Source organism: Massilia jejuensis (assembly GCF_042656795.1).
Lineage (GTDB): Bacteria > Pseudomonadota > Gammaproteobacteria > Burkholderiales > Burkholderiaceae_D > Telluria > Telluria jejuensis.
This window is the reverse complement of record NZ_JBHSMS010000072.1, coordinates 32,134-53,092: the sequence shown is the minus strand read 5'-3', so window position 1 is coordinate 53,092 and position 20,959 is coordinate 32,134. Positions and strand designations below refer to the sequence as shown.

The 20,959-nt window shown below is 68.7% G+C and carries 13 protein-coding genes; 5 read left to right on the top strand and 8 right to left on the bottom strand.

The window, feature by feature from the left end:
- Positions 1-39: 39 nt before the first annotated feature.
- Together ACFPOU_RS20425 and ACFPOU_RS20420 are read left to right on the top strand one after the other, a co-directional pair.
- Complete coding sequence (locus ACFPOU_RS20425; RefSeq protein WP_379725680.1) at positions 40-1,884, top strand: autotransporter assembly complex protein TamA; 1,845 nt, start codon at positions 40-42, stop codon at positions 1,882-1,884.
- Positions 1,884-6,314 (top strand): translocation/assembly module TamB domain-containing protein, encoded by a 4,431-nt coding sequence (locus ACFPOU_RS20420; RefSeq protein WP_379725677.1) that lies wholly within the window; start codon positions 1,884-1,886, stop codon positions 6,312-6,314. The genes ACFPOU_RS20425 and ACFPOU_RS20420 overlap by 1 nt, the downstream gene beginning before the upstream one ends.
- Positions 6,315-6,326: 12 nt before the next feature.
- Here the strand turns inward: ACFPOU_RS20420 and ACFPOU_RS20415 are convergent, their stop codons facing one another.
- Positions 6,327-6,497 carry a hypothetical protein gene (locus ACFPOU_RS20415; RefSeq protein ID WP_379725674.1) on the bottom strand — a complete coding sequence of 57 codons (171 nt, stop codon included), beginning with the start codon at positions 6,495-6,497 and terminating at the stop codon, positions 6,327-6,329.
- Between the two features lie 134 nt (positions 6,498-6,631).
- On the opposite strand from ACFPOU_RS20415, the gene ACFPOU_RS20410 reads away from it, so the two are divergent.
- Complete coding sequence (locus tag ACFPOU_RS20410; RefSeq protein ID WP_379725671.1) at positions 6,632-7,144, top strand: CcdC protein domain-containing protein; 513 nt, start codon at positions 6,632-6,634, stop codon at positions 7,142-7,144.
- Positions 7,145-7,215: 71 nt separating this feature from the next.
- Here ACFPOU_RS20410 and ACFPOU_RS20405 read toward each other — a convergent pair whose 3' ends face one another.
- From ACFPOU_RS20405 to ACFPOU_RS20385, 5 genes are all read right to left on the bottom strand, one after another.
- Complete coding sequence (locus ACFPOU_RS20405) at positions 7,216-10,038, bottom strand: ATP-binding protein (RefSeq protein WP_379725668.1); 2,823 nt, start codon at positions 10,036-10,038, stop codon at positions 7,216-7,218.
- Between the two features lie 20 nt (positions 10,039-10,058).
- Positions 10,059-10,772, bottom strand: a complete 714-nt coding sequence (locus ACFPOU_RS20400; RefSeq protein WP_379725665.1) for a hypothetical protein — start codon at positions 10,770-10,772, stop codon at positions 10,059-10,061.
- A complete protein-coding gene (locus ACFPOU_RS20395; RefSeq protein WP_379725662.1) occupies positions 10,765-12,147 on the bottom strand; it encodes a hypothetical protein in 1,383 nt (460 codons plus the stop codon). Before ACFPOU_RS20395 ends, ACFPOU_RS20400 begins: the two co-directional genes overlap by 8 nt.
- A gap of 223 nt (positions 12,148-12,370) precedes the next feature.
- Complete coding sequence (locus ACFPOU_RS20390) at positions 12,371-13,111, bottom strand: DUF3108 domain-containing protein (protein WP_379725659.1); 741 nt, start codon at positions 13,109-13,111, stop codon at positions 12,371-12,373.
- A 2-nt stretch (positions 13,112-13,113) separates the two neighbouring features.
- On the bottom strand, positions 13,114-14,217 hold the full coding sequence (locus ACFPOU_RS20385) for a DUF3108 domain-containing protein (RefSeq protein ID WP_379725656.1): 1,104 nt from the start codon (positions 14,215-14,217) through the stop codon (positions 13,114-13,116).
- A gap of 110 nt (positions 14,218-14,327) precedes the next feature.
- On the opposite strand from ACFPOU_RS20385, the gene ACFPOU_RS20380 reads away from it, so the two are divergent.
- A complete protein-coding gene (locus tag ACFPOU_RS20380; protein ID WP_379725652.1) occupies positions 14,328-14,954 on the top strand; it encodes a PhaM family polyhydroxyalkanoate granule multifunctional regulatory protein in 627 nt (208 codons plus the stop codon).
- A gap of 131 nt (positions 14,955-15,085) precedes the next feature.
- On the top strand, positions 15,086-18,400 hold the full coding sequence (locus ACFPOU_RS20375; protein ID WP_379725649.1) for a patatin-like phospholipase family protein: 3,315 nt from the start codon (positions 15,086-15,088) through the stop codon (positions 18,398-18,400).
- Between the two features lie 153 nt (positions 18,401-18,553).
- Here the strand turns inward: ACFPOU_RS20375 and ACFPOU_RS20370 are convergent, their stop codons facing one another.
- Positions 18,554-20,233: a tetratricopeptide repeat protein gene (locus ACFPOU_RS20370; protein ID WP_379725646.1), complete on the bottom strand. Its 1,680-nt coding sequence runs from the start codon at positions 20,231-20,233 to the stop codon at positions 18,554-18,556.
- Entirely contained in the window at positions 20,230-20,946 is a 717-nt protein-coding gene (locus ACFPOU_RS20365; protein ID WP_379725643.1) for a sensor histidine kinase, read from the bottom strand. The genes ACFPOU_RS20370 and ACFPOU_RS20365 overlap by 4 nt, the downstream gene beginning before the upstream one ends.
- Between the last annotated feature and the right edge of the window lie 13 nt (positions 20,947-20,959).

Sequence of the window (20,959 nt, the reverse complement as noted above, 5' to 3'; positions counted from 1 at the left end):
AAGACGGGGCCAAGGCAATCACGAATTCTGGCACAAATCATGCTCTCCGTGTACGCGCTCCTGAGTGCGCAGGCGGCGTTCGCACAGGGTATCAACTACACCGTGCGCATCGATGCACCTGGCAAGCTCGACGACCTGCTCGAAGACAACCTCGACCTGCTGCGCTGGCGCGGCAATCCGCGCGTCGACCTCGAACAGCTGCAGCGCCTCGTGAAGGCGGCACCGGAAGAAGCGAAGACCCTGATCGCCACCGAAGGCTATTATTCGCCGAAAATCACCGCCGGCCTCGACACCAGCGGCGCCACGCCGGTCGCGCGCATCGTCGTCGATCCCGGCCAGCCGGTGCTGGTGAGCGATCTCGACCTCGTGCTGCAGGGTTTCGTCCCCTTCGAACAAGGCGGCGCGCCCTTCGACGCGGCGGCGCTGCGCAACCGCTGGTCGCTGCCGGTCGGCGCCCGGTTCCGCCAGGCCGACTGGGAAGCGGCCAAGCGCGATTTATTGCGCGAAGTGACGCAGTCGCGCTTCCCGCGCGCCCAGCTGGTCGAAACCAGCGCCACGGTCGACCCGGAAGCCTACCGGGCTTCGCTGCGCGTGGTGATCGACAGCGGCCCGGAAATGCGTTTCGGCGAGCTGCGTATCCGCGGCCTGAAGCGCTATCCGCGCGACGTCATCGCCAACCTCAACAAGATCAAGCCGGGCGACCTCTACAGCGAGGCCGCCCTGCAAGCCTTGCAGGCGCGCCTGCAGGAAACGGGCTATTTCGCCACCGTCGAGGTCAGCGCCGACATCCGCGCCGTGCTCGACGCCGAGCTCAAGGAACTCAAGGAAGAGGACGACGGCGCCGCGCCGGCCGCCCCGGCCGACCCGGCCGCCGCCGTGCCCGGCCAGGCCGCGACCGGCGTCAAGCCAGCCACCGCCGCCGGCCCGACCGTGCTGCCGGTGCTGGTGCGCGTGACCGAGAACAAGCAAAAGAACATCGAGGTCGGCCTCGGCTTCTCGACCAATACCGGCGGCCGCGCCCAGCTCAGCTACGACGACCTGTACGTGTTCGGCAAGCGCATGAAGAGCGACCTGATCTACGAACAGAAGCGCCAGTCGGCCCGCGTCGACTTCTTTTGGCCGACCACGCCCGACGGCTACAACGACAGCGTCGGCGGCGGCATCGAGCGCACCGACGTGCGCGGCGAGCTGACCACGGTGGCCACCGTCGCCGCGCGGCGCGCCTGGGGCACGCCCGAGCTCGAGCGCAGCCTCACGCTCGAAGCGCTGATCGAACAGCGCGAAGTCGAGGGCGTCGAAACGACGCGCAGCAGGAGCGTGCCGCTCACCTATGCCGTCACCCGCCGCAAGCTCGACAACCTGCTCTCGCCGACGCGCGGCTATGCGCTCAACTGGCAGCTCGGCGTGGCGCCGCTGCCGCTGCTGACGGACGAAAAATTCGTACGCGGGTATACGCGCGGCGTGTACTACCGCCCGGTGGGAACGAGCGGTACACTGATCCTGCGCGGCGAAGCCGGGGCCGTGCTGTCGAAGGAAAAGATCGGCGTGCCGAGCAGCTTCCTGTTCCGCGCCGGCGGCGACCAGTCGGTGCGCGGCTACGGCTACCAGCAGCTGGGCGTGCGCGAAGGCGACGCCGTCGTCGGCGGGCGCTACCTGCTCACCGCCGGCGCCGAATACCAGTACTGGTTCCGTCCGCCCTGGGGCGTGGCCTTCTTCGTCGACGCGGGCAATGCCGCCGACAAGTTCAACGACCTGAAACCGGAAGTCGGCGTGGGCATCGGCGCGCGCTGGCGCAGCCCGGTCGGACCGATCAATGTCGACCTTGCCTATGGCGAGGCGGTGCGCAAGGCGCGCCTGCACTTCTCACTTGGATTCACGTTCTGATGGACGATCACACCACCACCCCCACTCCGGCCAAGACGCCCGCGCCGAAAGCGCGGCGCTGGCCGCGCCGCGTCGCCATCGGCCTGGTCGCCACCGGCGTCGTCGTCGGCGGCGCGATCTGGTACCTGGGCCGCGAAACGACGCTGCAAATGATCGCCGAACGCGTCAGCCGCTCGACCGGCGGCAAGCTGACCATGACCGGCATCCGCGGTTCGATCTATGGCGCCATGCACATCGACCGCATCGTCTGGCGCACCGACGAACAGCTGGCGATTGCCACCGACATCGACCTCGAATGGTCGCCGCGCCAGCTGCTCTCGAAGGGCATCGAGGTCAACAAGCTGCACGCGGCCGACCTGCGCCTGGAAACCCTGAAGGAAACCGACGAGCCGACCAAGATGCCGGTCTCGCTCGCGCCACCCTTCAAGATTTCGCTCGCCGATGCACGCCTGGCGAAAGCGACCTTCGTGAACAAGGGCGCGGCGACGGAAATATCGAATGTCCGCATGCGCCTGTTCGGCGACAAGGTGCAATGGCAGCTGCGCGACGCGGTGGCCACCACGCCCTGGGGCAAGGTCGCGGCCGACGGCCAGATCGGCGCCAGCCGTCCGTTCAAGCTCGACGCCAACGCCAGCCTGTCGCAGGCGCAGGTGGGGCCGGGCGCCACGCCGGCGGCCCTGAAGCTGCGCGCCGGCGGCGACCTCGAACTGACGACCGTGACCGCGACCGGCAATGCCGGCCGCGCCGGCGGCGAGGCGCGCATGACGCTCTCGCCCTTCGCCCCGATCCCGCTGCGCACGATGGACCTGAACGCACGCAACATCGATCCGGGCTTCTTTAACCCTTCCCTGCCGGCGGCCGACCTGACGCTGACGGTGCAGGCCAGGCTGGACGACAAGCGCGCCATTTCCGGCAGCGTGAACCTGGTCAACGACGGCCCGGCCGGCACCATCGACCAGCAGCGCCTGCCGCTGCGCGCCTTCCGCGGCCAGCTGGGCGGCGACCTGAGCGCGATGCGCATCGGCGACGTGCTGCTCGACTTCGGGCAAGCCGGACGGTTTACCGGCAGCGGCAGCGTCCAGCGCGGCAAGGACGAAGAGGGCGCGGGCACCGCCCACTTCGCGCTGCATACCGACCGCTTCGACTTGAAGGGCATCCACGGCAGCATGAAGCCGACCAAGATCGCCGGCGACATCGCGGTGGCGAATGTCGGCAAGGTGCAATCGCTCGACGTGCGCCTGGTCGAGAACGGCCTGCGCCTGACGGCCAAGGCCAGGCTCGAGAACGACGAAGTCACGGTCTCCGAAGCGCGCCTCGCGGCCGGCAGCGGTACCGTGGCCCTGACGGGTAACATGCAACTCGGCCAGGACAAGGCCTTCAAGGTCCGTGCCGACGCCAGCCGCTTCAATCCTGCGGCGCTGGGCGACTATCCGCAAGCCGACATCAATGCCGTCGTCAACGCCAGCGGCGTGCTGGCCCCGGCGTGGCGTGTCGCCACCGACTTCACGCTGCGTCCGAGCCGGCTGTTCGACCAGCCGCTGTCGGGCAAGGGCAAGCTGGCGGCCGACGCCAGGCACGTCACCGGGGTGGACGCGACGCTGGCCCTGGGCGCGAACACGGTCGAGCTCGACGGCGCGTTCGGCGCGCCGGGCGAGCGTCTGGCCTGGCGCGTGGACGGGCGCAACCTGGCCACGCTGCGGCGCGACCTGTATGGCGCGGTCAATGCCAACGGCGTCGTCACCGGCACCATGGACAACCCGCGCACGACCTTCGTGGCCGATGCCAACGGCCTGGGCTGGGTCGCGGCCCAGCGCAAGGCCAGCACCAGCAACCTGCGCGTGAGCGGCGAAGCCTGGCTCGCGGGCACGAAGGAAGCCCGCTTCGTCGAAGCCAAGGGCAGCGGCACCATGGCGCGCTTCAATCCGGCCGCCTTCGGCAGCCCCCTGCCCGGCTCCATCAACGGCGCCTTCGACGCCAGCGGCCGCTCCGGCGCCGACTGGCGCGGCGCGCTCAACCTGAAACTGGCCGACTCGACGCTGGCCAAGTCGCCGCTGTGGGGCCATGCGCGCCTGGCGGCCGACAAGCGCCACGTCTCGGGCGCCGACGTCGACCTGCACGTGGGCGCCAACGTGCTGGCCGCGAAAGGCAGCTTCGGCGCCGGCGGCGACCGCCTCGACTGGCGCATCGAGGCGCCGCAGCTGGCGGCCCTCGGGCCGGACTATGCCGGCCTGCTGCGCGGCGCCGGCACCCTCAGCGGCACCATGGACACGCCTTCGCTCACGGCCAGCCTGGAAGGCCAGAACCTGCGCCTGCTGGGCACCCATAGCCTGAAGTCCTTGCGCGCCACGGCCAACCTGGGCGCCGGCCGCGGCGCCGCCGATCCTCTGGTGAGCGACATCCAGATCGTCGAGTACGCCACCGGCGAGACCCGCATCGCGGCGGCCAGCCTGCAAACGAGCGGCACCCGCGGCGCCCACACGCTGCGCGCCGCGGCCCGGGGCGAAGACTTCGACGCCAGCACCGAGGCGCGCGGCGGCTGGAGCGGCAATGCCTGGGCCGGCACGCTGGCGGCCTTGCAGAACAAGGGCCGCTATGCGATGACCCTGGCCCAGCCGGTGCCGCTGCGCATCGGCGTGGCGCCCGGGGCCGGCCTGACGGGCCTGGCCAAGCCCGCATCGCTGGCCTTCAACGGCGCCCTGATCCGCCTGCCGGCGGGTACGGTGCGCATCGATACGCTGACCAAGACCGGGGCGCGCTGGAGCAGCCGCGGCGCGGCCGCCGGCGTGCCCTTGAGCTACCTGGGCCAGTTCTCGGAAGCGCTGCGCGAGAACGTGCAGGGCAACCTGACCCTGGGCGCCGACTGGGCGCTCGACCTGCGCAACGGCACCGGCGGCGCCCCTGCCCTGGCCGGCAACGTGCATGTGTTCCGCGAAGGCGGCGACGCCCTGGTCGGCGCCGGCACCCCGGTCGCGCTCGGCCTGCGCAGCTTCGACATGCGCGCCGACGTGCAGGGCAGTTCGCTGCGCACCCGGCTCGTCCTCGACGGCGCCCGCACCGGCAGCGCGCGCGTCGACGGCACGGTCCAGATGATCGGCGGACGCGTCAACCGCGACAGTCCGCTGCGCATGACGGCCAATGCCGACATGGCCTCGATCGCCTGGCTGGCGCCGTTTGCGGGCCAGCGCGACCTCGAACTCGACGGCAGCCTGAAGCTCGCCGTCACCGGCGCCGGCACCGTCGGCACGCCATCCCTGAACGGCAGCGTCAACGGCGACGCGATCGCCGTGCGCTGGCCCGAACAGGGCGTGCGCCTGCAGGGCGGCCAGCTGCGCGCCCAGCTCGCGGGCGACCGCCTGGTGCTGCAGCGCCTCTACCTGCAAGGCAGGTCGGGCAGCGCCACCGCCGACGGCGCGATCCGCTTCGGCGCCGGCGACCCGGCCATGCAGCTGAACCTGGTGGCCGACAAGCTCGAAGCGCTGTCGCGGCCGGACCGCACCGTCGTCGTCTCGGGCAACGCGGCCCTGGTGCGCGACGCCAGCCGCCATTCGCTCGAAGGCCGCTTCAATGTCGATCGTGCCCTGATCGAGTTCGCGCCGCAAGGCCGGCCGACGATCTCGGACGACGTCATCGTGCTCGGGCGCGGCAAGCCGATGCCGCCGCAGAAAAAGGAGAAGGACATGCCGCTGGTGGTCGACCTGCGCGCCGACCTGGGCGACAACTTCCACCTGCGCGGCCTCGGCATCGATGCCATGCTCGAGGGCAGCGCCCGCGTGCGCATGGTCGGCAACGCCGCGCCGCGGGTGAACGGTGCGATCCGCGTGGCCAGCGGTAACTACGCCGCCTATGGCCAGAAGCTGGCGATCGAACGCGGCGTCATCACCTTTACCGGGCCGTATGACAATCCGACGCTCGATGTGCTGGCGGTGCGCAAGCAGCCCGAGGGCGAACAGCTGAGCGAGAACAATGTCGAAGCCGGCGTGCAGGTGCGCGGCACGGCCCGCTCGCCGCAGGCGCGCCTGGTGTCGACGCCCTCGGTGCCGGACAGCGAAAAACTGTCCTGGCTGGTGCTGGGCCACGGCATGGAAGGCACCAGCGGCAACGAGAAGGACGTGCTGAGCGCGGCGGCCGGGGCGCTCCTGGGCGGCAAGGGCGGCACCGGCGGCATCCAGTCGAAGCTGGCCAACACGCTCGGTGTCGACGAGCTGGGCATCGGCCAGGGCCGCAACGGCGAGGCCGAGGGCCTGGCCAACACGGTGGTCACGATCGGCAAGCGGATTTCCTCGCGTGCCTACGTCAGCTTCGAACAGGGCGCCACCACGGCCTCGAGCCTGGTGCGCCTGCGCTACAAGCTCACGCCGAGGTTCACGCTGCAGTTCCAGGCGGGAACCAACACCGCGCTCGATGTGCTGTACGCCTGGGCCTTCGACTAGCGAAAAACACGGTCAATGCAGGCTGGGGTTCGGATCGGGCACCGGCTCTTCGGACTGCGGCGTGTGGCCCGGGTGGTGCAAGGGATGATGGGGCGCGTCGAAGGGCTCCGGAATGGGCTCGTCGGCCGGCACGGGATCGGGCGCGCGGTGGGCGCGCACCGGGATGGGGTTGGCTGCGAACATGGGTCAGGTCTCCTGGAAACGGTGTGATCACCTTATCATGGGGCGTGGCGGCCCGCCGCCCGGCTGGATGCCGCCCTGCCCGGCGCACGCCTCGTTTACAATGCCCGCTCCGACCCAACAGCGCTTCCCGACCGATGACCATCACCACGCTTGCCCTGCTCCTGCTCACGCCGATCCTCGTCTGGCGCATCTACACGCGCCTGAAGACGCAGATGGCGCGCCAGCGCTCGCTCATGACGCGCCACTACACGGGCGTGCTGGTGTTCGTGGGAATGCTCCTGGTATCGCTGTCGGAAGTGCTGGCGCGCCCGGCCGCGCTCGGCGCGCTCGCGGCCGGCGCCGCGCTGGGCGTGTTCTGGGGCGTGTTCGCGCTGCGCCGCACGGCGTACGAGGAAACCGGGCTTGGCTACTTTTTCACGCCACCGGCGCGGCTCGGGATCGTGATGGCCATGGTCCTGATCGCGCGCGTGCTGTACCTGGGGGTCGAGATCTATGCCAGCCAGGGCAGCGCAGGGCCGGCGCCGCGCTTCACGGACAGCCCGCTGACCATGCTGTGCCTGGGGCTGACGGCGGCGTATTTCGGCGTGTATTCGGCCGGTTTGCTGCTCTGGCGCAGGAAGCTGCGCCAGGCGCTGGAAAAAGCCTGAGCGCGGGGCGGTCGCGCGGATCGGCCCTGCCACCGGCATAAAGAAAAGAGGGACCGCGCGGTCCCTGTGCGTCATGCGGCTTTCGCCTCGCCCTTGCGCCGCTGCAGCACGAAAATCGGCTGCGCCCACTGCGTGTCCTTCTTTTTCTTGCTGGTGATGAGCGTCAGTTCCGACGGGTCATAGACGTCGGTGTTGTGGGTCAGCGGCGTCGTCATCAGGTACTGGGCGTCGGTGTTCTTGAGGAACTCGCCGACCAGCTGGATGTTGCGGATATCCAGGTGGGCGAACGGTTCGTCGATGAACACGAAACCGCCCGAGCCCTCTTCCGACTTGAGCAAGCCGATGAGCAGCACCAGCGACTTCATCACCTGCTGGCCGCCCGAGGCCTCGCCGTCGTTCATTCCGATCTGGTCCTTGCCGTCGAACTTGAAACGCACGTGCAGGCCGGCTTGCGCCAGTTGCACGTCGTCGTTCTCGAGGCGCACCGGATCGGCCTGCACGTCGATGCCGGCCAGCGCCCCCAGGTCCTTGATGTTCTTCGAATAGGTCTTGATCGTGTAGCGCAGGCGCTCGATGTAGGCGCCGCGGGCATTGCCCGTCGCCTCGATCGCGCGGTTGTTCTGGTAGCGGCGTTCTTCGGTTTCCACCTGGCGGCCCGAGAGCTGGTCGTTCAGGCGCGCGTACTGGTCGATCACGGTGGCGTCGAGCTCCCAGTCGTCGCGCGCCAGCGCGTGCTCGAGCGAGGACACGCGCAGGTTCACCTGGTGCGCGTTCTGGTGCTGGGACACCAGGGCGGCGCGCCGTGCCGGCCGCTTCCACGCGGCCGGGATGTTGCGCCAGCCGCGGCGCAGCGCTAGCAGCGCCTGCGCGTGCTCGGCGCGCTGCTCGATCTGGCGGCGGTGGTTCAGGCGCAGGCCCGCTTCGGCTTCCGACAGCGCCATGCGCGCGTTCTGCCAGACGGTGTCGGCGCGGGTGCGCGCCACCGTCGCGTTCTTGGTCAGCGTTTGCAGTTCGCCCAGGCGCGCGCCCACTTCCAGGCGCTCGGCCTTGATCGGGGCAATGCTGCGCGCCGCTTCCTCGAACTCGGCCTGGCGCGCCGCCAGTTCCTTGGCCGCGTCGACGCCGGCGATGCGGGCTTTCAGCGCGCCCACTTCCGAGGCCAGCTTGCTGATGGCCAGCGTGAGCGCGTCTTCCTTCGCTTCCAGCGCCGGCAGCGCCTTCTGGATCGCTTCCAGGCGCTGGGTCTTGCCGGCGGCGCCAAAGCGGTAGCGCGCCGGCTCGACGAACAGCGAGCGGCCGCCGCGGCGCTCGCGGTGGTAGGCGTCCGGCGTGATCCATTCCTCGGTGCCCGACTTGAAGCCGGCATCGACCGAATCGACGCGGTCGATGCGCGCCAGTTGATCGATCAGCCAGGACGGCGCCGGCGCCGAGAAATTGACGACCGACAGCAGGCTGGCGTCCTTCGTCTTGGGGGCCTCGATGCAGTCGGGAACGATGAAGTGGCGATAGCGCTCTTTTTCCGCCAGGTGGTAGGCCGCCGGCGCGTCCTTGGCGCGTTCGAGCAGCACGACCGACGCGTAACCGCCGAGCACGCCCTCGACAGCGCCCTGCCATTTCGGGTCCGTCACCTCGACGATGTCCGACAGCATGGCGTGGGCGATGCCTTCGTCGCGCAGGGCGCGGCGCATCAGGCGCTGGGCTTCCGGCTCGGGCATGGCGCTCTTGCCCTGGAGCGCGGAGATGGTCGCCATCTCGGCGGCGATCTTCGCGCCCAGGGCGTCGCGCGCGGACTTCTGGCGGGCCAGTTCGGCTTCCTTTTCTTCCAGCTGCGCGGCCACTTCGGCCAGGTCGGCGCCGGCTTCGGCCGCCAGTTTTTGCAGGCGTTCCTTTTGCTCGACCAGGTTTTCCAGCGGCTTGATGCGACCGTTGATCTGGGTCAGGCGGCTGGCCAGCACGGTGCCTTCCTGCTCGAGCAGCGTTTCCTGCTGCTGGGCCTCGGTCAGGGCGCGCTGCTGCGCGGCCAGGGCCTGGCGCTTTTCGGCCAGCTGGCTGTCGGCCTGGGCCATCGGTTTGCGCTGCTCGCGCAGGTTGCGGCTGACGGCGCCGGCCTTTTCGCGCGCCTCGTGGTACTCCAGGCTCGGCAGCACTTCTTCCTTCAGGTCGCGCCGCTCCTTGTGCAGGTCTTCCCACTGGTGGTAGTTGGCCACGCGCAGGCGCAGGCCCTCGAGGTTGATGCGCGAGGTTTCCAGTTCCGCCTCGAAGCGCTTCAGTTCCGTCTCGGTGTCGCGCTGGTGGCGCTTGGCTTCGTCGTAGGCGTCCAGCACTTCCTTGTCGCCGAAGACCTGGAACACCAGGTCCAGCAGCTGGCGCGGCGCGTATTCGCACAGTTTATCGGTCTCGCCCTGCTCCAGCGCCAGCACCTTCGACATCGCCGGCGACAGCCCTGCCGCAGCCAGGCGCTTGCGGTAGTTCTCGACGCCCATCCAGTCGGTCGCTTCCGTGACCTCTTCGATGTCGACGTTACCCGGCCGCATCAGGTACTGGCGCTTCCAGTCGCCGCCGTTCTTCTGCACCTGGCAAAAGAGCGTGACTTCGTCGTCGCTGAAGAAGCCCGAGTGGCGGAAGGGGCGGTTCGACAGCTGGCGTCCGACCGGCTTGTTGTCGACCACGGCGCGGATCCAGGCGCTTTGCTGGCCCGAGTGGCGCGCGTAGTGCTTGTAGGTGCGGCCCATCGAGCAATCGAGCCCGAACAGGGTGCGCAGCGCGTCGAGCAGCGTGGTCTTGCCGGAGCCGTTCTGGCCGGCGATGGTGATGATCTTGGCGTCGAGCGGGATGTTCTTGATCCGCTGCCAGTAATCCCAGTGGACCAGCTCGAGTGATTTGATGTGGAACATAGTGTCTCAGTTCGCAGTGCTTAATTCGATGGGTCGAAGGCGTCGACGGCGTCGGCATCGTTGGCGTCGTTGGCGGCTTCGAGCGCGCCGCGGCGCGGCGCCGCCGCCAATGGCGCGCGCTTGAACACGTCCGACAGGGCGCCGTTGATGATGCGCTCCTTCAGCACGTCGGTGTCCATCATCAGGTCGAGCAGGGGGCCTTCCAGGATCACGTCGCCGCGGCGCTCGATGAAGCCAAGCTTCGACAGCTGCCCCAGGTTCATGTCCATGCGCGTCTTCTTGCCCAGCTTGTCGCCGAAGTCCGACAGCAGCGCCGTGTACGAGATGCCGATCGACGTGTCCTCGGCGCGTGGAATCGGGCTGTCCTTGTCGAACAGGTCGTTCTGGTCGTCGTCGACCGTGACGTGGGTCTCCTGGCGCTCGCGCTTGGGCAGGATGATCTGCGCCCACAACACCACCAGCAGCGCCACGCCGTCGCGCGTGAGGCCGAAGTTATTGTTCTGCCAGATGTCCCTGGCGCCGAAGATCTTCGGCTCGACATTGCGGTGCAGGGCGATCGTCACATGGTCGGCATACACGTTGTCGAGCAATTTGAGACCGCATTCGAGCAGGCGCTTGTCGACCTCGATGCGGAACTGCTCGTCCGACAGCGCGCGCTTGACCATCTTGTCGTCGCGGCGCAGGGTCTGGTGCGTCAGCAGGCGCGCGATCAGGATTTGTGCATCGTCATTCATCATCCGGTCCTGCTTCCAAATTCAGTGAGAGGGTTGCAAACGACATCGCCGCCACTTCCGGATCGTCCAGCTGGACCAGCTCGTCGAGCGGCTCGAAGCGGATCGGCAGGCGCGCCAGTTCGGCCGTCGCCCCCTGCAGGCTGGCTTCGGCGGCGTCGCCCAGCAGCGGCAACAGGGAGGCGCGGTACGAGGCCACCGCGAAACCGGCCGGCAGCAGCGACTCGTGCAGCCGCACTTTCTTCGGGCCGGTTTCGGAAAACTCGGGAAAGTTGCCGAGGTTGGCGAAGTCGGCCAGCTTGTTGATCCAGTCGTCGAGCTCGGCCTGCATGGCCGGGTTGTCGTTGATCGTCAGGGGCGCGTCCTCGCCGCTCGGCAGGCCTTTCGGACCGGCGGCGACGGCGCGCTCGGCGAGCAGCTCGGTTTCGGCGACGTCGATCATTTCGGCCGGCGTGCCGAACAGCGGCACCACCGGACGGTCGATCGCGCCTTCGGCCAGGCTGGCCAGGTCGTCGTGCGCCAGCAGCCAGCGCTTCACGTCGGTCGTCGACAGGCCGGACTGGCCCAGGTGCACGCGCTGGCGCTCGATCTGGTTCAATGCACGGGAAAACATGCCTTGCATGTTGAGCAGTGCGCTTTGCGCGCGGCCGATCGCCTGCGCCGCCTTGTGGGTGGCCGCGTCGGCGCGCTCGTCCGACGTGATCGCGCGCAGGATGACGGAACCCTTCTCGACCCAGTCGCAGGCCATGTGCCACTTCGCCTGCGAGGTGCGCAGCTTGAATTCGGAGCCGGAGGCGATCGCGTCGCGAAATTCCTCGGTCAGCTCGACCAGGCGTCCGAGCAGATGCCGCAACTGCTCGACGGTGACGCCGCCGACCGCCTGGGCGCCGGCCACCTGCGACAGCAGGAAACCCATCTCGGCGTCGTCTTCTTCCGGCTTGGCCAGCGCGACCAGGGTATCGAGGGCGGACAGCACGTTGCGCGCCAGGGGCGTGATGCGGTAGACCGCGCCGGGCGCGTCCCAGGCCAGCAGCCCGTGGGTGCGCAGGCGGTTCAGCACCGTCTCCAGGCTTTCGGGAATCAGGTAAGCCAGTTTCGTGTTGATGTCGGCGCGCGAGAAGGCCGAACTGCCCGTGTCGGCGGCCAGTTCGCGCAGCACCAGCAGCCGCACCAGCACGCCGTCCTGGGTGCCGTGGAACAGCGCCGTGAAGGCGGACAGCATCGGCTGGGCGCGCTTGAGGTGGAAGACTTGCTCGATTTCGTCCGGGGCGATGCCGTGCTGGAAATGGGCGGCGAGCGGATCGAGCGGGTCGAACTCGCTCGGCGCCATGCCATGGGATTGCGCGGCCAGGACCACGCCTGCCTGTGTGTCGATCATGTGGGATACCAGTTCTGCGTGCGCGCAGTGTCAGGCAGGCTGTGGCAGGCCTGCCTGTGCGCGGGGGCGCCAGTATAGCAGCTAACCAGGGCAGTTAAGAACCGGCAAGCAACAGGCAGGCAGGAAGGGAAAGGCGCCGGCCGCTGCCGGCCTGGCGAAAATGACACACTCCAAATCTTTGCATGATGCAATATCGACAAGCTTGCACCGCATGCGAGCACGTTTATTTCCGCGTGATTTTCGTCACCGTCTGCTCGATCGTCTCGCGCTCGTCGTCGCGAAAGCGCAGTTTCACCGGATACCATTCCTGGCCAGGGGCCAGCCAGATGTCGACGCCTTCGCTCCTGCCCTCGCCGCGCGGCTCGCGCGTGACCATCAGCGTGTCGAGTTCGCCCATGGCGGTCTGGATCTTTTCCTTCTTGACCACCTTGAAGGTCCAGGGCGCGACATCGCGCCGGCCGGCGACGACGAAACTCCATTCGCTGCCCGGCTTGAAACGCGCCTCGCCGGCCGCGCGCGCCACCGAGGCGAGCTGCCAGGTGACCGAGGCGCGGTCCTGTTCGCCGCCTTTCAGCGCGACCGGCTCCTTGCCATCGGTAAACGTGATGGTGTTCGCGTCGCGCTTGAACACGGTGGTGGTGGCGTCCTTGCGGTAGCGCTTTTCGTAGAATTCGGCCGGTGCCAGGCCAAAGCCGTCGACCGTGCCCTGGCTGCGGTATTCGGTCAGTTTGCCCAGCAGCGGCGTGCTTGCCTCCACGTTCACCTCGTACTTGCCGTCGCCGCCGCGCCAGGCGATCAGCGCCTCGCCCTTCAGGCCGAAGCCGCGGTGCTGGGCGTTCAATTCGTAGGCCAGGTCGGCCGACGGCGGCGGCTCGACCGCACGCTTGGGCGCCGCCGCGTGGGCGCCCGCATGCGAGGCCAGCACCAGCGCCAGCACGGCGCCTTTCAGAAGATTGCTTCGCATTATCATTTTCCTGGTTCAGTGAAGGCTATATTATTCACCGTTTGCGTCGTCACTGCGCCGTTGGCTTCGGTGTTGCGAATCTGCACCGGATACCAGCCTTGGCCTGGCGCCAGCCAGACGTCCAGGCGCGAGCGGTAGGAACCCTCTTTCGGCGGGCGCGACAGGTGGACCGCCTGCAGCTTGCCGAGCCTGGTGTCGATCGTTTCCTGCCCCACCACGACGAAGCGAAAGACGACGGCATCGCGGTCTTCGCCCACCTGGATGTCGATGTCGCCGCCGAGCTGCGCCGGGTCGCCGCGCGCGATCGCCGCCAGCTGCAGCGGCAGGCTGGCCTTGTCCTGGGCGCCGGCCACCAGGGGCACTGTCTTTTGCGAGGACGAAAAAGTGATCTTGTCCTGCTGCCAGTCGAAATGGGTCGCGGTGAGCGCGCGTCCGCGCCGCTTCTCCGTCATTTTGACCGGTGCAAATCCGGTGGCGGCCAGCGCGCCCTCGCTGGTCAGCATGGCGAGATTGACGCGCGCAAAGACGATGCGGATGCCGGCCTCGAACGCGATCCGGTAGCCGCCGTCGCGGAAAGTCCAGCCCAGCTGCGCTTCGCCGCTCCAGCGCGTGCCGTCGGCGTCGACGCGCGCCACGTCCATCGTGATGCGCGCCGGCGGCGGCAGGTCGACCTTGTAGCGGCGCGGCGCGGGGACGGGCGGCGCGACCGGTTCGGCCGGTTCCGCCGGTACTGGTGCCGGCTCGGCGGCGGCGGGCGCCGCGGGCACGTCCGGCGCGGCGGCTTCCCCCATGCCGCCGCTGCCCGGCTCGACTGCCGGCTCGACGGCATCCTCGCGCGCGACCGGCACGCCTTCCTGGGCCAGCTTCGGCAGTGGCGGCGGCGGTAAGGGTGTCGGCAGCGGCAGCGGCGCGGGATCGGGCGCGGCCGGCGCCGCGGGGGCCGGCAGCAGCTGTGCCTGCACGAAGTCCATGCCGGTCGAGGCGGGCAGGCGCGGCAGCGCAACCGTTCCCGAGACGAAGGAAAACAGCGCGAGGTGGAGAACGACGATCAGCGCGCCGACCAGCACGGCGCGGCGCTGCCCGGCAGTGGTGGAAAAAATGCCCATGGCCCTAGTGTACCCGCCCCCGTCCACGCCTGCTGCTCGACAGTCGCGTCTGTCCTTTGTGCGGGTGTTATTTATCTGCTACGCTAGCATTCCATCTATTGGAGACCACCATGCTCAAACCTCCCTCGCAAAACGTGCCAGGCATGACGGATACGCTCGAGTTCGTAAAGACCCTCTGGGGTGGCATGGGCGTGCCCGGCATGCCCGCGGCAGCCACGCCCGCGCTCTCGCTCGACGAACTCGACAAGCGCATCACCGACCTGAAAGCCGTCGAAAGCTGGCTCAACCTGAACTTGACGATGCTGCGCACCTCGATCCATGCGCTGGAAGTACAGCGTGGCACGATTGCAGCCCTGAAATCGATGAGCGACAACATGGCCCAGGCGATGGGCCAGAAACCCGACCAGACAGCCGCGCTGGCGCCTTTCGCCGCCTTCTTCAGCGCCGCCGGCGCGCAGCAGGCGGGCACGCCGCCGGCGGGCGCTGGCGCGACGGCGGATGCGGCGATGCCGGCGGCCGTCGCGTGGTGGAACTTGTTGCAGGACCAATTCCAGCAAGCCGTCGCCAGTGCCATCCCGGCAGACAGTGCGCAGCGCGACAAGGCGGGCGCCAAGCCGGCCGACGGCGCTGCCGCGGTGTCCGATCCGGCCGAGCGCGCCGGCACCGGCGGCGACGCCGGCGGCACGCCTGGTACTTCCTCGCAGAAACCTTCGCGGACAAAATCCGACAAGGCTTGATTCCAGCGCAAATATGCCGCGCCACCGTGCCCATGTGTTGATTTGACGGGCCTCAGAACCTCCCCTGCCGTGCTGAACTTGCGAGTGCGGCCGGGGCATCCGGCCGCCGTGTTCCCCAGCTGGAGACCGGCATGTCCACCACCGATTTTTCCCGTCTTACGGCCGAGCAAGTCGGCGACGTGCGCCGCAAATTCGAAAGCGCGGGCTTTCCGGTGCCGCAAAGCGCGCATCGCCTCGAAGAACTGGCCGCCGCCATCGCCGCTTTCCGCAAGCAGCACAACCTGCCCGGTGGCGGCCCCCTCGACGAAGCCACCTGGCGCCGCCTGAACGACTGCAGCGGCAGCGTCTTTAGCGAAGTATTCCAGAATGAACTGGGCCTGCTGCGCCCGGATGCCGCCGGCCCCAGCGGCGGCCCCGAGGACGTGCAGCCGGCCGCCACCTGCGCCCTGCTCACGCGCGCCCATGCAGCGCAGCTGGCCGGCCTTGCGCTGTCCGGCGGCGGGGTACGCAGCGCCACCTTCAATCTTGGCGCGCTGCAGGCGCTGGCCGAGCTGCGCCTGCTGCGCGACTTCGATTACCTGTCCACCGTCTCGGGCGGCGGCTTCATCGGTGGCTGGCTCTCGAAATGCATTCGCGAGCGGCGCGGCGACGTGGCCGCGGTCGAAGCGCTGCTCACCCCCGGCGCGGCCGGCCAGGCGGTGGCGGCCGAAGCGGTGGAAATCCAGTTCCTGCGCCAGTACAGCAATTACCTCTCGCCCAAGAGCGGCACCTTCAGCGCCGATACCTGGACCCTGATCGGCACCTATGTGCGCAACACTTGCCTGAACCTGACCATGCTGGTGGCCTGGCTATGCGCGCTCCTGATCCTGCCGCGCCTTGCCGTCTGGGCCGTGCACCGCGTGGTCAAGCCGGGCGGCCCCTGGGCGGCCTGGTCGGACGCGATCTGGCTGGCCGGCACGGCGCTGTTCCTGTTCGCCGTGTTCTGCATCGCCTTGAGCATTTCGAGCAAACCCGCCAGTTCGACCGGGCGGCGCCGCTTTCCGCTCAAGCAGGGCGCGGTCCTGCGCTGCATCAATTTGCCGCTGCTGGCGGCGGGCTTCCTGGTCAGCATCGGCCTGTGGCGCCATGGGGGCGTGGTACCGCTACTGTGGGAACAAGGCTTGCCCACGCGTTTTCACGGCTGGGGCGCGGCCTGGCTGCTGGTGCCGGGCCTGGTTTACTTCATCGTCTGGGCCAGCGGCTGGTACCTGGCGCACGACCGCACCAGTGCCTACCGCACCGCCGGCTATGTGCTGTGCATGGCCGGCGCGGCGGCGGTGGCCGCCATGTCGCTGGCGGCGGCGCTCGAATTCGCGCCCGGCGCGGTGGCCCATCTGTTGACGATCGAACTGGCGCAGCTGCTGGCCTGGCGCGTCTGCCCGGCGCTGTCCGGACTGCTCGTCTTCGGCGGCACGGCGCTCGCGCTCGAACAGCGGCTGCGCCTGCACCGTCCGATCCCGGACATCTCGCGCGGCGAACTGTTCGAGGGCCTGAGCCACTTCGCGTGCGCCGTCGGCGCGCTGGCCGCCGGCACCCTGCTGCTGCTGGCCGGCCTGGCGCTGCTGCCGAATCCGCAAGCGCACCCGATCCTGAACAATGCCATTGCGCTGGGCACCTTCGGCATGCCCTTGATGATGACCCTGTTCTCGGTGACGATGACGCTGATGATCGGCTTGATCGGTTCGCTCTACAGCGACGCCAGCCGCGAGTGGTGGAGCCGGCAAGGCGCCTGGTCCTCGATCTTTTCGCTGGCCTGGCTGATCATGTTCGGCGTGGCCTTCTTTTGCGCGCCGCTGCTGCACTGGGCCTGGCTGACCTACGATCCGCTGGCCAACGCCGGCACGGCGCTCGGCTGGCTGGCGATGACCTGGATGGGCTTGAAAGCGGGCAGCGGCAGCGCCACCGGCTCACGCGAGGGCAATTGCGCCAAGCGCGAAATGATTGCCCGCCTGGCGCCCTACTTCTTCACGGTCGGCATCTTCGCCCTGCTGTCGAGCCTGGTGCAAGCGGTGGTCGCCATGCCGCGCGTGGCTTGCCCGACGCCGGTTTCCCTGCCCTGCGTGTATGCCGCCCATGCGAACGCCACCCTGGCCACCGGCGGCGACACGCTCTCGACCGCGTTTGCCTGCTTCCTGGGCGCGGCCCTGCTGCTGGGCTGGCGCGTCGATATCAACAAATTCTCGCTCTACATGCTGTACCGGAACCGCCTGGTACGCGCCTATTTCGGCGCCAGCACCAGGCGCCGCAACCCGCACCCCTTCACCGGCTTCGACCCGCAGGACGATCCGCAACTGGCCGAGATGGAAAACCAGCGCCCCTACCACATCGTCAATACGGCGCTCAACCTGGTGGGCGGCGAGGAGCTGGCCTGGCAGACGCGCAAGGCCGCCTCGTTCGCCTTCACGCCGCGTTTTTGCGGCTTCGAGATGCCCCTGATGCCGGCGCAAGGGACGAGCGGCGGCCTGCGCGACGCCCAGCGCGGGATCTACCGCCCCACGCGCGACTATGCTTCCGGGGCCGGCAGCGGCGACGACGACGCCACCGTACGCCTGGGCATGGCCGTCGCCCTCTCGGGCGCGGCGGCCTGCCCGAACATGGGCACCCACTCTTCGCCCCCGCTGAACTTCCTGATGACGATGTTCAACGTGCGCCTCGGCCGCTGGTGTCCGAATCCCCTGCGTGCCGCCTGGACCCGGTCCTCGCCCGGCATCGGCCTGTTCAGCCTCATCGCCGAACTGTTCGGCATGACGAATGCCGACGCCAACTACGTGTACCTGTCCGATGGCGGCCATTTCGAAAACCTCGGCATCTACGAACTGGTGCGCCGGCGCTGCCGCCTGGTGGTCGCGGTGGACGTGGCCAGCGACAAGGCGATGGCCTTCGAGGACCTAGGCAACGCGATCCGCAAATGCACGACCGACCTCCATATCGGCATCGACATCGACGTCTCGCGGATGGACCTGCTCGAGGACACGGGCCGCTGCGGCGCCAGCTGCGCGGTGGGCACGATCCGCTACAGCCACGTCGACCCGGACGGCGTCGACGGCACGCTCCTGTACATCAAGCCGGCGATCGTCGGCTCGGAAAATGCGGACGTGCTCAATTACCGCAAGGCCAACCCCGCGTATCCGCACCAGAGCACGGCGGACCAGTGGTTCGACGAGGCCCAGTTCGAGAGCTACCGCGCGCTCGGCTACCACATCGCGAAGGCGGCCCTGGCGAAGGCGGCGGCGGCGTCGGCCAGGGCCGGCGGGGGGCATGACGTGGCGCGACTGTGCGCGTACCTGCAAGGCGGGCATGCATGGGCCGGGAATGCGCCCGCGCGGGACGCCGTGCGCGCCGGCCAGGCTGTGCGCGCCGGCCAGGCTGTGCGCGCCGGCCAGGCTGTGCGCGACCAATGCCGCTGATGACCTGACCGGAAAACCATCTTATTTGCGGCAAACGGACCCGGATCCGGCGCAAGGCGGCCAGTACGCCGCGGTGCGCGCACCGCGGGCACGCGCCGATGCAGCAAGGCGCCGGTTCCGGCAGCCGGCCACACATTGGTTCCTGCGACGACGCTACGCCGTCGTAGCGTCCGGCGGCGCCCTGGACGATTCCGGCTGCGGCGCCAGCACCGCCAGTTGCTCCATCAACTGCGCGAAGCGCTGCTGCCCCGGCTGCAGGCGGTCGACATGGGACAGGACCTCGTGCGCTTCCAGCGCCAGGGCTTCGTCGTGGCCCTGCTCGCGCATGTGCGACACCAGCACCTGGGCGGCATTGAACAGGATGCGCTGGTTGTTCGGCAGCCTCGCGCGCGCCTCGCGCATCCAGGCGACGGCTTCCTTCAGCTTGCCGGTCTTCCAGAGCAGCACGCCCTGGTTCATCAGGTCCGCCGCTTCCTTTTTCGAGGAGCGGATCAGGTCCCCGCCCTCGTCGGACAGGCGCGCCTTGTCGAAGATGGCCTGCACCTCATCGAGCAGCAGCGCGTTGTCGTGGTTGTTGCGGATGACGTAGCAGAGCAGCTCGCTGGGTGATTCCTTGACGCCGACCGCGAACAGCAGGGTCGCCATCTCGAGACAGGTTTCGGTGTCGGGACGGTCTTCGCGTGCGCCCAGCAAGGCCTCCAGTTCGTCGCCCGCCTTGCGCGCACGGCGGTAGTCGCCGCTCTCGTGATACACCAGGCCTTCGGTGATCTTGGCGCGCAGGTCGATGTCGGGATACTGCTCGCCGAAGTCGCGCCGGGCCGTCTGCAGCAAGGCCTGCGCTTCCTTCGGATCGTTCTTCAGGCCGCACACGCGCGCCAGGCCGAGGTAGGCATCGGGCGTGCGCCGTACCGAATACGCGCCGACGGCGATGCACTTGCGAAAGGCCTTCTCGGCCATGCCGACATTGCCCAGCTTTAGGCAGACCTGTCCCAGGTTGCACTGGCGCGGCACGGAGTTGGGCGACAGCCTGGCCGCGCGCTCCAGGATCGAGCACGCCTCGTCGAGCATGCCCATGCCTTGATACGCCAGTGCCAGCTGGTCGTAGGCGTCGATGTAATAGCGGTTTTCGGCAATCACGCCCTGGAACATCTGGCGCGCCGCCTCGAAGTCGCCATTGGCCAGGCGGATCTTGGCCAGGCCCGCGCGCGCCCACTGGTATTCGCGCTGTGCCAGCACGCGCTCGTAGACCTCGCGCGCCTTTTCCGGCTCGCCGCACTTTTCCATCAGGCGCGCCTTCATGCGCAGCAGCTCGACTTCGTGCACGCGGCTCGCTTCGATCTGCTCGTCGCACAGGCGCGCCGCGCGCAGGTAATCCTTGTCGGCGCAGGCCTGGTCGATCGGACGGAACACCTGCTTGCGGTGCCAGGCGCGGTTCAGGCGCGTGAGCAGCACGCCTTCGGTAATGGGCTTGACGAGGTAGGCGTCGGGCTGGTGTTCGGCGGCGCCCATCACCGATTCGACGCTTTTTTCGGCCGAGACCATCATCCACACGCCCGATGGCAACAGCAGGCTGCGCATGCGCGCTTCTTCCAGCACCTGCTGGCCGTTCTTGCCGTCGCCCAGGTTGAAGTCGCACAACACGACGTCGTAGCGGACCCTGGCCAGCAGGCCGATCGCCTCGCTGCCGCTGGCCGCCTGGTCGATGTTGCGCGCGCCCAGGCTGCGCAGGCTTTCGCGCAGCAGCTGGCGCACGCCGATGAAATCGTCGACCACCAGGTAATGCTTGCCGGCCCAGTCGATCGGCTCGGCCTTCGCCGCCGAGACCGCGCTCATGGCAGGCTCAGGACGAAACAGCCGCCGCCGAAGCTGCCGCCGTTTTCAAGGCGCACTTCGCCGTGGCGGCCACGGTGGCGGTGCATGCGCGCGACCTCGCGCGAAAAATACAGGCCCAGGCCGGCGCTGTTGGTACGGAAGTCGATGCCGCTGGCGACGTCGGACAGGCCGGCGGCCCCGGCGGCCAGCAGCGCTGCCGGATAACCGGCGCCATTGTCCTCGACCCGGATTTCCAGCAGCCCGTCGACTTCGCACAGCGCCAGCCGGATGCGGTCGCGCGTGTAGTGGGCGGCGTTGTTGACGGCATGCGAGACGACGCCGACGATCAGGTCTTCGTCCAGGTGCCAGATCAGGTCACGGTCGAGCGCGACCTCGAGCGCGATGCCCTTCGCGTCGAGCAGCACCCGCCCCAGCGCGACGATCTGGTCCAGCAGCTGCCCGGCTTCGATCGGCTGCACGTCGAACGGGTAGGCGGGCGTGCCGACCCGTTTATACAAGGCCAGCAACTGCATCAGGTTGTCGTTCAGGCGGCGCGTCTGGTACAGCATCTGCGCCATCTGCGGATAAGCCGCTGTGCTGCCCGGCGCGGCGTCCACCAGCAGGCGCTCCAGGGTCCCGGAGAGCACGCTGATCGAGTTCTTCATGTCATGGGCAGTCGATGCCAGGAACAGGAGCAAGTCCTGGGAAGGTGCGGTGTCGTCCACGGGAGTCATCCATGCGCGGCGC